The sequence below is a fragment of the Tenacibaculum sp. SM2510 genome, assembly GCF_057002845.1.
This window is the reverse complement of sequence record NZ_CP192703.1, coordinates 1,301,941-1,316,511: the sequence shown is the minus strand read 5'-3', so window position 1 is coordinate 1,316,511 and position 14,571 is coordinate 1,301,941. Positions and strand designations below refer to the sequence as shown.

Here is a 14,571-nt window from a genome sequence, read left to right as displayed (position 1 = left end):
ACATGATTGTACAAGGAAATATAGTAGACATACAAAACAAACGAATCTACAAAGGAGAAGTTGAGGTTGAAAACGGAAAAATAACAGCAGTAAGAGAGATAAATCACGCTGTAGAGAATTATATTATTCCGGGTTTTGTAGATGCACATATTCATATTGAAAGTTCAATGTTAGTGCCGTCAGAATTTGCTAAAATAGCAGTTGTTCATGGTACGGTTGCAACTGTTTCTGATCCGCATGAAATAGCAAATGTTTTAGGGGTAAAGGGAGTCGATTTTATGATTGAAAACGGAAAAAAAGTTCCGTTGAAATTTAATTTTGGAGCACCAAGTTGTGTGCCTGCAACTTCTTTTGAAAGTGCAGGAGCAATTATCGATTCTGAAGATATTAAATTGATGCTAGAAAATCCTGATATCAAGTATTTAGCAGAAATGATGAATTATCCTGGGGTTTTGTTTGATGATGAAGAGGTTTTAAAAAAGATTCAATACGCAAAAAAAAATAACAAGCCTATCGATGGTCATGCGCCAGGTTTAAGAGGTGATGATGTTACAAAGTATATATCGGCAGGAATTTCTACCGACCACGAATGCTTTACTTATGATGAGGCTTTAGAGAAGCTTCAAAAAGGAATGAAAGTAATTATTCGTGAAGGAAGTGCTGCGAAAAATTTCGAAGCATTGATTGATTTATTGCCTGAGCATTTCGAAAACATGATGTTTTGTTCAGATGATAAGCATCCAGATGATTTATTATTAGGACATTTAAATGAGTTATGTGAGCGTGCGGTAGCAAAAGGAATTGATGTTTTTAAAGTATTGCAGGCGGCTTGTGTAAATCCTGTAAAACACTATAATTTAGATGTTGGTTTGTTAGAACAAGGAGATGATGCAGATTTTATCGTAGTTAAAGATTTAAAGAGTTTTAATGTTTTACAAACGTATATTAACGGAGAGTTGGTTGCTGAAAGCGGAAAATCGTTTGTAAAGTCAGTTCCTTTTGAAGTGCTGAATAATTTTAATACAGATAAAAAGAAAGTAGTTGATTTTGAGTTTAAATCTACTGCTACAAAAATTAGAGTTATTGAAGCATTAGATGGTGAATTGGTAACGAATGAAGTTAAGGCGGATGCTTTGATAAAAGACGGGAATTTAGTTTCTAACACAGAAACTGATGTGTTAAAAATGACGGTTGTGAATCGTTATAAAAATGCTGAGCCATCAATAGCATTTATAAAAAACTTCGGATTAAAAGAAGGAGCAATCGCTAGTTCGGTAGGGCACGATTCTCACAATATTATAGCAGTCGGAGTTTCTGATGAAGCTATTTGCAAAGCCGTAAATTTATTGATAGCTAATAAAGGCGGAGTTTGTGCAGTTTCAGCATCCGAAGAAAAAATAGTTTCATTGCCTGTAGCAGGAATCATGTCTGATAAACCTGCTGAAGAAATAGGGAAAGCGTATGCAGAATTAGATGCAATGGCAAAACAAATGGGAAGTAAATTACGAGCACCATATATGAGTTTATCTTTTATGGCATTGTTAGTAATACCAGCGTTAAAATTATCAGATAAAGGCTTGTTTAATGGAGATACTTTTCAGTTTGCTTCTTTAGAAGTAAAGTAATAAAAATCATTAGAATAAAAGTTTATAAAAAAGCCTGTTTAATTATTAATTAAACAGGCTTTTTTGTTTTTTATGTAAGTTGTAGTTCGTGTTGTTTTATAATGAAATTTCAACATTAAAAAATGAAACCTCAAGCGTGTTTGTTTTAGCAGGATTTAATGATACTTGTACAGCAGAGAAACGATCTGAATATGCGAAATTGTAGGCGTCAGATAGCTTTTGTAAAGTTTCAGCATACTCATTATAATAAGCATTGTTGCTTTGTAAGTTTCCAAATAATGAAGTGTTTGGGATTTTAGAAAACCAATCACTACTTTTCATAGCTCCAGCTTGTGCTCCATCAATAGAAGTAGTAGAGCCAATAGCACCAATATTAAAACCAGCTAATAAATCTCCAGTAATCCAACCGTAAACATCGTTAGCAGGACTTTGTTTAGTAGCTCCATTTAAAGAAAACATAGCATTAGCTCCATAAATTCCATTAGGATTAGTTAAGTCATCTTTTTTGTAAAACATTGTAGTTTCATTATCTCCAATAGTTCCGTTTAATGTAATATCTAAGTTATCATCTATTATTGCTTTTAAATCATATTTTTGAGCACTCTGTGGACCAGAAGAAGGAACATTTGGTCCTACACCGTTAAAATGACCAGCGATATTTGCAATTACACCTTTTCCTAATCCATTTATAGAAATAGCACCAGATTTAGGCGCTTTTCCAAAGTTGTCACTCAGGTATGTTAGGTAAGAATCAAAAAGATGATAAGGTGTTATAGGTACTCCATTTATAGGAGGGTACGAAGATGGTCCTATAATTCTTGCAAATCCAGATCCTGGTTGATTTGAGTGCTGTTTAAAACTTCCAGGAACCAAAGCAGGTTTTGCGTTTGGTAAACCAGATTTAGGTGTTTTTGTTAAAGCACTTAAAGAATTATATACATGAGTTGTAGTAACACCTTGTTTTAATCCGTAATCTGTTTGTACGGGAGTTGTTCCGTTAAGTGAAGTTTCTAATTTCATAGGAATACTCCAATAATCTATGCTTGTTAAATCTGCAACATCAGTAGCAGCACCATTAAAAGTAAGTTCCATTTTATCGTAACGAAGAAAAAAGTTAGGATCTGTAATGTTTTGAGCAGGTTCATAACCACTATCTAAAACTGTCCAAGTTTTTCCGTATGATATATAAATACGACCACTAAAATTTTGTATTTGAATACCTTTCTTTAGCTCTTCATAAGTATACCAATTTCCAAGGCCTGCAACTGTGTTTAACGGTTTGATATCAATTTCTAAAGGTTCTAAATCTCCAGCTTTATAACTAATGTTAAATTTATTGTTGGTGCTCCCTGAAACAAAACCAATATAAATGTCTTTTTGGGTAACATCGTTTCCTTTGTTAAATCTTACGTTTAATGTGCTCATAATTTGTAGTAGAGTTTGGTTAGTAAATAATGAAAAAACTCCATGTAAGTAAACTATCACAGAGTTTTCATTGTAATTTGTATTATAAGTTAAAAGTGTTTGCAGTAACAGGTACTTTTTCTTGGTGCTGTCCTTGGAAAGTGAATCCACCTTCACCATTCCAATCAGCTTTTAAAGCCATGTTTGCTTCGAAAGGAAATTGTAATGGAGTTAATTTGTTGTCAGAAGGAATACTTCCGTTTAAGCTTAGTACTCGGGCGATATCACCATAACCAGTTGAGTAAACAGTACCAGTTACTTTACCTATATATGTTTTCTTATCAGCACCTACATTAATTGTAGTAGTTCCACTTACGGTATGATTTTCTGGTTGTACTAATAAAGGAAAATTAACGATCGTTGCTAAAAGATTCGGTACAAAGCCCATTGTGCCTTTAAAATATACTGTTTCTACTGAGGTGTTTATTGTTGTTGAAATAATATTTTGTTTTTAAGATTGATAATTAAACTACTGCTGCAGTTTTTTTGCTACGCTAAAAGAGATAGAATTATTTCCTTATGACCAGATTACACAAGCTAATGGCTTATTAGGGTTAATTGACGAAAATAAGTTTAAGTTTATTTCGTTGGAAATAAAATAACCTCAGTTTTAAATTTAAAACGGAGGTTATATGAATTATTAGATTAATTATAGATAGCTAGGTCCGAAATACTAGCATATGATTTAATACCTCCATCAAAGGAAGCTAAAACTGTTAATTTATTCTCTAAGGCTATTAAAACAAATTTTTCTAAATTAGAAGGAACGACTACAGTATAATATTTGTTTTTATCGCTACTAGGATGAAAGTTAGCTACAACTTTACCATAGGCAGTTCCTATACATCCAAACTGTCCCCATGGTCTATCGTTATTAATAGAATTATTAGTTTCGTTTACTTGTGGTATTACTTGTTGTTGTGTTAAAGTGCTCATTTTTATAGTTTTTAGTTTTCCTACTCATAAGGCTTTTCGGATTCCGCCACGTTTTTAAAATGGTTACTGCTCCATTAAATATAAGTTTGATTAGTTGTTAAATAGTAAAGTGTAGTTATAGTATTTACCGAAAACACGGCTGGGTTTCTACAATTACAATTATTTAAAAACAATAAAATAATATATGCTAGCGTCTTATTTCTGATATAAAATTACTTCAGGAATAGGTGAGAATTAAAAAAAATGGAACGAAGAGGAGTTTCTTTTCTATAAGAAAGAAAAAAAAGGGCATGAGATTTTATAACTGTTCTTGTAAAGAAAGAAGTTCTTACAGAAATCTGTTTATTAAGGCTCTTGTTTTGTTGAGTAGAGATTACTTCGTGCCTCGTAATGACGTTTTTTTTAGTTATAGCGAAATAAATACAATGTATTGAAGGAATCTGTTTATTGAGGCTCTTTTTTTGTTGAGGAGAGATTACTTCGTACCTCGTAATGACATTTTTTTGGTCATTGCGAAAGAAATGCAATGTATTGCCGCAATCTGTCTATTGAGGCTCTTTTTTTGTTGAGGGGGATTACTTCGTACCTCGTAATGACATTTTTTTGGTCATTGTGAAATAAACATAATGTATTGACGCAATCTGTTTATTAAGGCTCTTTTTTTGTTGAGGTGAGATTACTTCGTTCCTTGTAATGACGTTTTTTTATTTTAAGGTGCGTACTTTTTTTATAAAACCTTTATATTTTTCGCTAAGTGTAGCTTTATGATCTCCTTGTAAGAGTATTAGATTATCAGCAGGTATTATTTCAATAATCTTCTCTATGTTAACAATAAAGTTTCTATGTGTTCTGTTAAATATAGAATTGTCTAAAAGCGTTAGAATTTTTGTTAATGAAATAAGGATCACAAACTTTTCTTTTTCTGTAATAATATTGCAATATTTTTCTTCTACATCAATATAAATAATGTCAGAAATACGTACTTTTTTTAAAGACTTACCTTTTTTTATAAATAAATATTCATCACTTATAATAGTATCTTCTTCATCATCTAAAAAAACATCTGTTTGTGCATAGAATTTTTCTACTGCCATTTCTATGGCGTATAATACTTCTAGTTCATTAAAGGGTTTCATTAAATAACTAAAAGGTTGCGTTAGTTTTGCTCTTTTAAAAATTTCACGATCTGTTGAGCTTGTTAAAAAAACAAATGGTTTACTCGCTTCAGGAATGATGCTAATTGTTTCTGCAAAAGAAATACCGTCAGCTACACCATTTAAAAATATATCTATAATAACAATATCAACCTTTACTTGATAAAATTTAGTTAATGCTTCTTTAAAATTTCGGGCAACACCTGTAACGTTATAATTATTGGCTTCTAGCACTTTAATTAAACGATCACTTTCTGCAGGTGTGTCTTCTATAATAAATACATTAACATTATCCATTGAGTTGTTTTTTAGGTAAAGATACAATCATTTTTGTGCCTATGCCTAATTCACTTTCTATAGAGAATTTACCATTATTTTTTTTAACCATTGTTTTACATAATTGCAATCCTAATCCGGTTCCAATAACAGTCTCGTGTTCTTTTTTAGATAAAAGCAACGTGTCTTCTAAAAGCGTTATTCGGGTGTTATTACTCATACCCATACCAGTATCTTCAACAATTAAATCGCAATAATCTTTTTGTTCATTTCTTGAATATACTTTTATTATTCCATCTGTATTAGAAAACTTTATGGCGTTGTCAAGTAAGTTTCTGATTACCAATTTTAATGACTCTTGATCAGCTAAAACAAGATCCTTTTTTAATACTTTATTTTCAAACTGAATGTTTTTTTCAAGCATTAAAGGTTTGTAGTTATAGGCCATTTGCTCAACCATAAAAAACAAGCGAGTATCCGTTATTTCAAAATAGCCTTGTTTGGTTTGCGACAATGCCCAGTGCAGCAAATTATCTAACAAACCATAAGCTCCGTTAACAATAGCGCTATTTTTTTTCAATAGATTACCAAGTGCATCAATGTTTTTTGAGGCCAAGTTATCTAATAAAACAATATTACTTGTTTTTAATGCATTTACTGAAGAGCGTAAATCGTGACTAACAATAGAAAATAATTTATCTTTTGTAGCGTTTAAAACATCTAAATTTTCTTTTTGGTGCGCAATTATTTTATTTCGTTTTACTTTTTCTCTGTAAAAATAAAAGCTAATACCTAAGAGAATTAATAAGCCAATAGCAGCATATAAAAAAATAGTACGTTGCGTTGCTTGTAGTTCATTTTTTACCTGTAAAATATCTACCTCGTTTTGTTTTTGTTTTACAGCAAATTCTTTTTCTTTTTTTGCCACTTCATAAATTAAATTTTGATCATTTATAGTATCATGATACCTCTCATATTCATTTCTATATAAAAGAGCAGACTTGTAATTGTTATTGTTTTCTTCTACTACAGCCATGTTTTTGGTAGCTTTTCTTTTTCTTTTAAGAAAATCGACTTTACTATAGTTAATATTAGATTGAGATACGTTATATGAGTTGTAACTAATTTGTGAAGCGAGGTTGTAAGCTTTTTTAAAATATAAAATAGCAAGATTATATCTTTCAGGATTGTTGTAATATAAGTTAGCTCTATTATTATAAGCATCAATTAATTTTAAAGTATCTTTTGAATTTTGATTGAGTTTTTCAAAATAAAATTCAGCTTTGTCAAATTGGTTAATTATAGAATAGCAAGATGATAGATTTTTGTACATCGATTCTTTCTTGAAATATTTTAACTCATCATTCTTTTTCAAAGAAAGAGGGAAGAAATGTTTAATGGCTAGTTTATGTTTGGACAAAGAGACATAAGTATAGCCTAAATAAAATTCTTTAATATTATGAAATTCAAAATCTGGGGAGATTTTGATCAGTTGATTTTTTGCTTCAGTAAAAATCTTTTTTTTAAATAAACTTACTCCTCGTAGATAATAAATTAAATCTGTTGAATGCTTATTTAACTTATTTTTAGATAGCTGTTTTTGCGTATATACTAATGTTGAATCCCAATTTTTTTTAGAAAAAAAGAAAGCTATTTTTTTAAAATTTGGTTCCGTGTTAATTTTATTGGAGTATTCTAATATGTCTGAATATATATCATGTTTATCTTGTGAAAAAATAAAGTTATTGAAGAATAGCAGAAATACGTAGAGAGGAAATATGGTTTTAAGATACATCAATAATAGAATTAATGTACTAAGATAAAAAAATGCTCTGTTTTACTAGAGCATTAAATTAAACAATTTTTTTATTTCATTGGAGGCTCATCAAAACTGACCTCTGTTCCTTTAGAAGTTTCTGTACCTTTTCCTTCTACCATTGTATTATAAGAGTTTTGGTTAGTGTCTGTAAGATACGCTTTAGGTTTATTGGGACCTGTTATAATTCTTCCATCTCCATTTTCAACAGTGATAGTCCATTGATAAAGGGTATTAGGAATTGCTGTATGTTTATAATTAAATTCCACAATAAAAGACGAATCAGAAGCATCATAATATAAACCAGGACTTCCATTATAACCGGCATCAATACCAATAATAATTGTTAGATTATAAGGCATTTTATTGGGGTTTCCATTGATTGGGTTCATTGTAGCACTCAATGGGTTTGCTACTAATATTTGTTTTTTATTAGCATCAATACCAAAAGTAAAACCACTTTTTGGATAAGTACCTGTTGATTTGGTAAATTTACAAGGGATTGAGATTCTTTGTGACATAGATATATAGTTTTAAATTGGTTAATAATATTTTATTGTTTCTTTTCAAATAAACAATAAAATATTAAAACACCAGAAAAAAAAGCATAAGGTGGGGGATTATAGGAATAAGATTATTTTTTTAAGAAATAAAATACGAGGAACTAATTACAAGGTAAGCTTTAAAAAAAAGAAATGATAAATAACTAAACCTATAATAAACCAAATACACTCATAAAAGATTTAATTGATTAGTTTTGTATTTGTACAAAGTACAATAAAATTTGAAGACAGAAAAAATCATATTAGGTATTGACCCCGGAACTTCTATCATGGGATTCGGAATTATAAAAGTGGTAGGAAAAAAAATGGAATTCGTTCAAATGAATGAATTGATTTTAAAAAAATACGACGACCATTATATAAAACTAAAATTAATTTTTGAACGTACTATTGAGTTGATAGATACCTATCACCCAGATGAGGTTGCTTTAGAGGCACCGTTTTTTGGAAAGAATGTACAATCGATGTTAAAGTTAGGTCGTGCGCAAGGTGTTGCTATGGCAGCAGCATTATCACGTGAAATACCAGTAACAGAGTATGCGCCTTTAAAAATAAAAATGGCAATAACAGGTAATGGAAAATCAAGTAAAGAACAAGTAGCACTAATGCTAAAGTCTTTATTAAATTTAAAAACCTTGCCTAAAAATTTAGATGCAACCGATGGTTTAGCCGCAGCGGTTTGCCATCATTACAACTCAGGAAGAGTTGTTGGTGGTAAAAACTATACAGGTTGGGCAAGTTTTGTGAAACAGAATGAAAAACGAGTTAAAAAGTAATTTAATTTGGCAGGAATCTATATACACATACCGTTTTGTAAGCAAGCATGTTTTTATTGCGATTTCCATTTCTCAACATCTTTAAAAAAGAAAGAGGACTTGGTTTTGTGTATGGTGAAAGAGCTTGAAGTCAGAAAAGAAGAATTAGTAAACGAAACCATAGAAACTATTTATTTTGGAGGCGGAACTCCGTCTTTACTATCGAAAGAAGAAATAGAAACGTTGTTAGATGCTATTCATCAGAATTATAAAGTAATTGAAAACCCAGAGATTACTTTAGAAGCCAATCCTGATGATTTATCTGAGGCTAAAATTTTAGAATTAGCAAATTCGCCTATCAACAGGTTAAGTATTGGCGTGCAATCTTTTTTTGAGGAGGATTTAAAAAGCATGAATCGCGCACATAACGCTAAAGAAGCAAAAGAATGTTTGTCTATGGCGACCCGCCATTTTGATAATATTACTGTAGATTTAATTTACGGCGTTCCTAATATGAGTAACGAACGATGGAAAGAGAACTTGCAAATAGCGTTCAATTTTAGCGTGAATCATATCTCAAGCTACGCATTAACAGTTGAGCCAAAAACAGCAATGGCTAGTTTTATTAGTCAAGGAAAATATCCCGCACCTGATGAAACAGTAGCAAAAGAACATTTTGATATTTTAGTAGCAGAAACTGCCAAAAACGGATTCATACATTATGAGATATCAAATTTTGGGAAGCCTGCTTATTTTTCTAAACACAATACTAGTTATTGGTTGGGTAAAAAATACATTGGTATTGGTCCGTCGGCACATTCGTTTAGTAAAACGCATCGTAGTTGGAATATAGCCAACAATGCAAAATATATAAAGGAACTTCAGCAAGGTAATCTTCCGAATGAAGTAGAAGAATTATCCAAAGAAGATCAGTTTAACGAATATTTAATGACAGGCTTACGAACTGTTTGGGGCGTATCATTAAATAAGATTGATGAAGATTTTAAAGAGCAATTACTAATCTCGTCAAAAAAGTTTATAGATGAAGGTTTGCTTGTCATTGCGAGAGAAACGAAGCAATCTGTAGGTTTTAATCATATTACTTCGTCGTTATCTCCTCGTTATGACGACAGGGTATTAAAAACAACCCCAAAAGGAAAGTTCTTGGCAGATGGTTTGGCTTCAGAATTATTTATAATTAAATAATAAAAACATGATAGCAGAGATAACATACAATTCAGAAAAACATAAAATAGATTTATCAAAACCATTAGATATTTCTATTTCAATAGATGTTTTAAAAGAAAATATCAATGCATGGTATGTTGATGAACCTGAAATTAAGGCAGTAAAAGAAGGTGATTGGATAGGTAGCGTTTCTAAAGGAGCAGATGTTAATTTCAACAATATTTCTTTTAATCCGCATGCGCATATAACACATACCGAGTGTGTTGGGCATATTACAAAACAAGTACACTCTGTAAATAAAAACGTAAAAACATTTTTCTTCTTAGCAGAGGTTGTAACAATAATACCGAAGGAGATAAAAAATGGAGATTTTGTTATAACCAAAGAACAATTAGAAAAGGCTTTAAAAGGAAAAGAAAGCGAAGCAGTTGTTATTAGAACATTACCAAATTCAGATAAAAAAACAAGCACCCGTTATTCAAATACAAATCCGCCTTACTTATTAGAAGCTGCCGCTATTTATTTAAAAGAAATAGGGATAAAGCATTTATTAATAGATTTACCTTCTGTAGATAAAGAAAAAGATGAAGGAAAGTTATTAGCCCACAACGCTTTTTGGAATACTGCTAATAAAATTCGTTTTGATGCAACTATTACAGAGTTTATTTACGTAAAAAATTCAATAAAAGACGGAGCTTATTTTTTAAATTTAATGATTGCTCCTTTCGAAAACGATGCAACGCCAAGCAAACCTATTTTGTATGAGGTTGAAAAACAATTTAAGTGATTTTTTTATATAAAAATAACTTTGAATAGTTGCAATTTTTTTAATATATGCAGTAAATGTTTCTTTTTAGTGACCTCTATCTGTTCAGCGAGATTTACTTTATGTTTCATTTACACTTCAAAGATATTCAAACAACGTAAAGAAAATTTTTATTTTAGATGAAAGACCTTTTTTTGTCGATAACCAGATTAAATGTATCTTTTAAGTATACTTTTTAATTAGTTAATTAGAAATAAAGCAATTTATTTTTTACTTAATTTATTTATAATGAGTATAAAAACTGAATTTTATGTAGTTATATCTGTTTTTTTCTTAAGTTTACAGCTTAAAATAAGATAAAATGACAATTTTTAATACATATAAGCAATCTAAATCGGTCGTAAGGTACGACAGATATCGGGCTATTTATGTATTATGATTATTTAAATATAAAATATATCAATTATAAAAAGTCCGACTGAGAAGTCGGACTTTTTATTTTTAAGAGCATCAATAACTACTAAACCAAACATTATGAAAAAACTATATTTTAATTATTTAGAGACGTTTAAAGGGCTCTCTACCGAAGTTTGGTGGCTTGCTTTAATTACCTTAATAAACAGAGCAGGTACAATGGTAATTCCGTTTTTATCATTGTATTTAACCAAAGATTTAGATTTTAGTTTAAAAGATGTGGGTTGGATTATGAGTTGTTTCGGTGCAGGATCGGTATTTGGATCTTGGTTGGGAGGGAAATTAACAGATAAAATTGGTTCGTATAAAGTAATGAAAACAAGTTTATTTTTAACTGGTTTATTGTTTATAGCGTTACAGTTTGTAACTACTTTTTACGGTTTTTGTATTGGTATCTTTTTAGTAATGCTAGTGGCAGACACTTTTAGACCCGCAATGTTTGTGGCTTTAAGTGCTTATAGTAAGCCCGAAAATAAAACGCGTTCGGTAACCTTAATCCGTTTGGCGATTAACTTAGGTTTTTCAGCAGGACCAGCAGTTGGGGGAATTATTATAACAACATTAAGTTATGGCGGACTATTTTGGGTTGATGGTATTACGTGTATTTTAGCAACATTATTGCTTGTAAAAGTGCTGAACCCTAAAAAAGCGAAAGTTTTAGATGAGGTAAAAGTTGAAAAGCCAGTTTCTGTATTTTCAGATAAGGCTTTTTGGGTGTTTTTTGTAGCGATGTTTATCTTCGGGTTTGTGTTTTTGCAATATTTTTCAACAATGCCATTGTATTATAAAGACACACATTATTTATCAGAATTAGAAATAGGGCTATTAATGGGAATGAATGGTTTTTTAATTTTCTTATTAGAAATGCCGCTAATTAAATGGTTAGAAGAAAGTAAATATTCAAAAGAACGCTTAATGTTTGTGGGATTGTTTTTAACCGGAATAAGTTTTTTAGTGCTAAATTTAACAGGTTGGGTTGGTGTTTTAGTAATAGGAATGTTGTTTATGACTATTGGCGAAATGATTGCTTTTCCGTTTTCGAATGCTTTTGTAATGGAGCGTGCAAAAAAAGGAAATCAAGGAGAATACATGGCATATTATAGTATTGCTTTTTCGTTAGCACATATTTTCGGGCATAATTCAGGAATGCAATTGGTAGCTGCTTTGGGGTTTGATAAAACATGGTGGATTATTACTTTTATGTCGGTAATAGGATTGTTTTTCTTATGGATGTTAAGTCGCGTTGTTAAAAAAGAAAAGTTAGAAAGATGAATTTAAATCAAATTACAATTCCGTCTTTAAATGTAGAAAAAGCAACTAGTTTTTATAAAAAATTAGGATTGCTTCTTATTGTAGATGCAATGCCTAATTATGTTCGTTTTCAAGTTCCTGATGGAGATGCTACTTTTTCTATTCACAAAGTAGATAATTTGTCAAAAGGGAATGGCGTAAATGTATATTTTGAAGATGAAAATTTAGATGAGTTAGTTAATAACCTCCAAGAAAAAGGAATCGTTTTTACACAATTGCCTAAAGATGAAACATGGTTGTGGAGAGAAGCTCATTTGTTAGATCCGGATGGAAATAAGATTATCTTGTTTAAAGCAGGAAAGAATAGAAAAAATCCACCTTGGCGAATTAATTAGCCCAAAAGAAATATTTATATTTGAATTTTAAATTCTGAAGTAAAAATGAATATACAAGACGCTCAAAAAGAAGTTGACAATTGGATTAAAAATCATGGAGTTCGTTATTTTAACGAGTTAACAAACATGGCCCAATTAACAGAAGAGGTAGGGGAGGTAGCAAGAATTATTGCACGCCGTTACGGAGAGCAAAGTGAAAAAGAGAGCGATAAAAATAAAGATCTAGGTGAAGAGTTAGCAGATGTAATGTTTGTAGTATTGTGTTTGGCAAATCAAACAGGAATAAATCTTCAGGAAGCTTTTGATAAAAAATTAGATATAAAAACAAAACGCGATCACGATCGTCATCACAACAACGAAAAATTAAAATAAATGAGTCTTATTAAAAATATACAAAAAGGATCTTTTTGGGTTAATGTACTTAAAGTAGGTGTTCCTTTTTTAGTAGTTGTCGCAATATTCTCATTACTAGTAAATAGTGGAGGTGCTTTATTTTCTGCAGATTTTGAAACTGTAAATACTATTAATTTTTCAGAAGGAAAATGGAAACGTTTTTGGCTAACTAAAGTAACTGTTAGTATTTTGTATGCTATCTATGTGGTAAATAAAAGAACAAAGTAATCTTTATGAACTTACAACTAGCAACAAAAAAAGGTTCTAAAATTAATGCTGAAGTAACTATTTCGGGTTCGAAAAGTGAATCTAACAGGTTATTAATTTTACAACAATTATATACGGATATTACCATTCAGAATTTATCAGACTCTGATGATACGCATCATTTACAAGAAGCATTATCATCAGAAAAAGAAATTACAGATATTGGTCATGCAGGTACAGCAATGCGTTTTTTAAGTGCTTTTTTTGCGAGTAAAGAAGGTGCTATAAAAGTATTGCAAGGATCAGACAGAATGCATAATAGACCGATTAAAATTTTAGTCAATGCACTCCGCGATTTAGGTGCGGATATTGAATATGTACAAAAAGACGGATATCCGCCAATAAAAATTAAAGGGAAAGAATTATTGACAGCTAAAGTTACTATTGATGGCAATGTAAGTAGTCAATATATTTCTGCTTTAATGTTAATTGCACCAAGTTTAAAAAACGGATTAATAATTGAATTAAAAGGTGATATTACTTCTATTCCGTATATAAAAATGACATTAACTTTGTTACGTCAAATAGGTGTTTCGGCAAATTTTGAGGGTAATGTAATTACTATTAAAAGTCAAACTGAAATTTCTACTCAGGATATTGTAGTAGAGTCAGATTGGAGTTCTGCTTCTTATTTTTACTCGTTAATAGCGTTGAGTGAAATAGGAGCGTCAGTGAAATTATCAGCCTATAAAAAAGATAGTTTACAAGGAGATAGTTGCTTGGCAAGGATTTATAATCATTTTGGAGTTGTAACAACGTTTAAAGAAAATACTATTGTTTTAACGAAAGAAGCAGTTCATGATACCGCTATTTTAAACGAAGATTTAAAAAATGCACCAGATATTGCTCAAACAATTGCAGTAACTTGTTTTGGGTTAGGAATTGCTTGTGATTTATCAGGGCTTCATACCTTAAAAATAAAAGAAACCGATCGGTTAGAGGCTTTAAAAGAAGAGTTAACTAAGTTGGGGGCAAATATTAGTATAACTAATCAAAGTTTGCATTTAAAGGTTGCAAATAGCATCAATAAAAATATAAGTATTGCTACCTATAACGATCATAGAATGGCAATGACATTTGCGCCGTTAGCATTAAAAGTACCAATTGTTATTTTAGATGCCGAAGTGGTGACAAAATCGTATCGTAATTTTTGGAAAGACATGCAACAAGTAGGTATAGAAACGATTAAAGGAAAATAAAAGGGGAATCACTTGACAAGGCCTATGTCCAAATCGTATATTTGCCCAC

At 30.8% G+C, this 14,571-nt stretch carries 15 protein-coding genes; 9 read left to right on the top strand and 6 right to left on the bottom strand.

Going from position 1 to position 14,571, the window contains the following annotated elements; genetic code table 11:
* The first annotated feature begins 2 nt into the window (after positions 1-2).
* A complete protein-coding gene (gene ade / locus ACQ629_RS05835; protein WP_483707006.1) occupies positions 3-1,625 on the top strand; it encodes an adenine deaminase in 1,623 nt (540 codons plus the stop codon).
* A gap of 96 nt (positions 1,626-1,721) precedes the next feature.
* On the opposite strand, the gene ACQ629_RS05830 is transcribed toward ade, so the two are convergent.
* The 6 genes from ACQ629_RS05830 to ACQ629_RS05805 form a co-directional block, all read right to left on the bottom strand.
* Positions 1,722-3,050 (bottom strand): beta-1,3-glucanase family protein, encoded by a 1,329-nt coding sequence (locus ACQ629_RS05830; protein ID WP_483707005.1) that lies wholly within the window; start codon positions 3,048-3,050, stop codon positions 1,722-1,724.
* An 82-nt stretch (positions 3,051-3,132) separates the two neighbouring features.
* Positions 3,133-3,477 carry a DUF1842 domain-containing protein gene (locus tag ACQ629_RS05825; protein ID WP_483707004.1) on the bottom strand — a complete coding sequence of 115 codons (345 nt, stop codon included), beginning with the start codon at positions 3,475-3,477 and terminating at the stop codon, positions 3,133-3,135.
* Positions 3,478-3,734: 257 nt separating this feature from the next.
* Positions 3,735-4,025 (bottom strand): hypothetical protein, encoded by a 291-nt coding sequence (locus tag ACQ629_RS05820; protein WP_483707003.1) that lies wholly within the window; start codon positions 4,023-4,025, stop codon positions 3,735-3,737.
* A 704-nt stretch (positions 4,026-4,729) separates the two neighbouring features.
* A complete protein-coding gene (locus ACQ629_RS05815; protein WP_483707002.1) occupies positions 4,730-5,476 on the bottom strand; it encodes a LytR/AlgR family response regulator transcription factor in 747 nt (248 codons plus the stop codon).
* The gene (locus ACQ629_RS05810) at positions 5,469-6,788 is read right to left on the bottom strand and encodes an ATP-binding protein (protein WP_483707001.1); all 1,320 of its coding nucleotides are present in this window, start codon (positions 6,786-6,788) and stop codon (positions 5,469-5,471) included. Before ACQ629_RS05810 ends, ACQ629_RS05815 begins: the two co-directional genes overlap by 8 nt.
* Positions 6,789-7,321: 533 nt before the next feature.
* Positions 7,322-7,792 carry a hypothetical protein gene (locus ACQ629_RS05805; RefSeq protein ID WP_483707000.1) on the bottom strand — a complete coding sequence of 157 codons (471 nt, stop codon included), beginning with the start codon at positions 7,790-7,792 and terminating at the stop codon, positions 7,322-7,324.
* A gap of 263 nt (positions 7,793-8,055) precedes the next feature.
* Here ACQ629_RS05805 and ruvC point away from each other — a divergent pair, with 263 nt between their 5' ends.
* The 8 genes from ruvC (at position 8,056) to ACQ629_RS05765 (ending at position 14,522) form a co-directional block, all read left to right on the top strand.
* On the top strand, positions 8,056-8,610 hold the full coding sequence (ruvC, locus tag ACQ629_RS05800; protein ID WP_483706999.1) for a crossover junction endodeoxyribonuclease RuvC: 555 nt from the start codon (positions 8,056-8,058) through the stop codon (positions 8,608-8,610).
* Between the two features lie 6 nt (positions 8,611-8,616).
* The gene (gene hemW / locus ACQ629_RS05795; protein ID WP_483706998.1) at positions 8,617-9,795 is read left to right on the top strand and encodes a radical SAM family heme chaperone HemW; all 1,179 of its coding nucleotides are present in this window, start codon (positions 8,617-8,619) and stop codon (positions 9,793-9,795) included.
* 7 nt (positions 9,796-9,802) lie between these two features.
* Positions 9,803-10,564, top strand: coding sequence for a cyclase family protein (locus ACQ629_RS05790; RefSeq protein WP_483706997.1), 762 nt, complete (start codon positions 9,803-9,805; stop codon positions 10,562-10,564).
* Positions 10,565-11,077: 513 nt separating this feature from the next.
* Positions 11,078-12,289 carry an MDR family MFS transporter gene (locus ACQ629_RS05785; RefSeq protein ID WP_483706996.1) on the top strand — a complete coding sequence of 404 codons (1,212 nt, stop codon included), beginning with the start codon at positions 11,078-11,080 and terminating at the stop codon, positions 12,287-12,289.
* Positions 12,286-12,663 (top strand): VOC family protein, encoded by a 378-nt coding sequence (locus ACQ629_RS05780; protein ID WP_483706995.1) that lies wholly within the window; start codon positions 12,286-12,288, stop codon positions 12,661-12,663. The genes ACQ629_RS05785 and ACQ629_RS05780 overlap by 4 nt, the downstream gene beginning before the upstream one ends.
* Positions 12,664-12,708: 45 nt before the next feature.
* Positions 12,709-13,035 (top strand): nucleotide pyrophosphohydrolase, encoded by a 327-nt coding sequence (locus tag ACQ629_RS05775; protein ID WP_218771382.1) that lies wholly within the window; start codon positions 12,709-12,711, stop codon positions 13,033-13,035.
* A complete protein-coding gene (locus tag ACQ629_RS05770) occupies positions 13,036-13,284 on the top strand; it encodes a hypothetical protein (RefSeq protein ID WP_483706994.1) in 249 nt (82 codons plus the stop codon).
* Between the two features lie 5 nt (positions 13,285-13,289).
* Complete coding sequence (locus ACQ629_RS05765; protein WP_483706993.1) at positions 13,290-14,522, top strand: 3-phosphoshikimate 1-carboxyvinyltransferase; 1,233 nt, start codon at positions 13,290-13,292, stop codon at positions 14,520-14,522.
* Positions 14,523-14,571: the final 49 nt, after the last annotated feature.

Bases quoted from the DNA above. Each gene is read 5' to 3' on its own strand.
- ACQ629_RS05820 (WP_483707003.1), bottom strand. From the start codon at position 4,025: ATGAGCACTTTAACACAACAACAAGTAATACCACAAGTAAACGAAACT.
- ACQ629_RS05810 (WP_483707001.1), bottom strand. From the start codon at position 6,788: ATGTACAAAAATCTATCATCTTGCTATTCTATAATTAACCAATTTGAC.
- ACQ629_RS05830 (WP_483707005.1), bottom strand. From the start codon at position 3,050: ATGAGCACATTAAACGTAAGATTTAACAAAGGAAACGATGTTACCCAA.
- ACQ629_RS05765 (WP_483706993.1), top strand. From the start codon at position 13,290: ATGAACTTACAACTAGCAACAAAAAAAGGTTCTAAAATTAATGCTGAA.
- ACQ629_RS05780 (WP_483706995.1), top strand. From the start codon at position 12,286: ATGAATTTAAATCAAATTACAATTCCGTCTTTAAATGTAGAAAAAGCA.
- ACQ629_RS05785 (WP_483706996.1), top strand. From the start codon at position 11,078: ATGAAAAAACTATATTTTAATTATTTAGAGACGTTTAAAGGGCTCTCT.
- ACQ629_RS05805 (WP_483707000.1), bottom strand. From the start codon at position 7,792: ATGTCACAAAGAATCTCAATCCCTTGTAAATTTACCAAATCAACAGGT.
- ACQ629_RS05815 (WP_483707002.1), bottom strand. From the start codon at position 5,476: ATGGATAATGTTAATGTATTTATTATAGAAGACACACCTGCAGAAAGT.
- ACQ629_RS05825 (WP_483707004.1), bottom strand. From the start codon at position 3,477: ATGGGCTTTGTACCGAATCTTTTAGCAACGATCGTTAATTTTCCTTTA.
- ACQ629_RS05775 (WP_218771382.1), top strand. From the start codon at position 12,709: ATGAATATACAAGACGCTCAAAAAGAAGTTGACAATTGGATTAAAAAT.
- ACQ629_RS05790 (WP_483706997.1), top strand. From the start codon at position 9,803: ATGATAGCAGAGATAACATACAATTCAGAAAAACATAAAATAGATTTA.
- ade (WP_483707006.1), top strand. From the start codon at position 3: ATGATTGTACAAGGAAATATAGTAGACATACAAAACAAACGAATCTAC.
- ACQ629_RS05770 (WP_483706994.1), top strand. From the start codon at position 13,036: ATGAGTCTTATTAAAAATATACAAAAAGGATCTTTTTGGGTTAATGTA.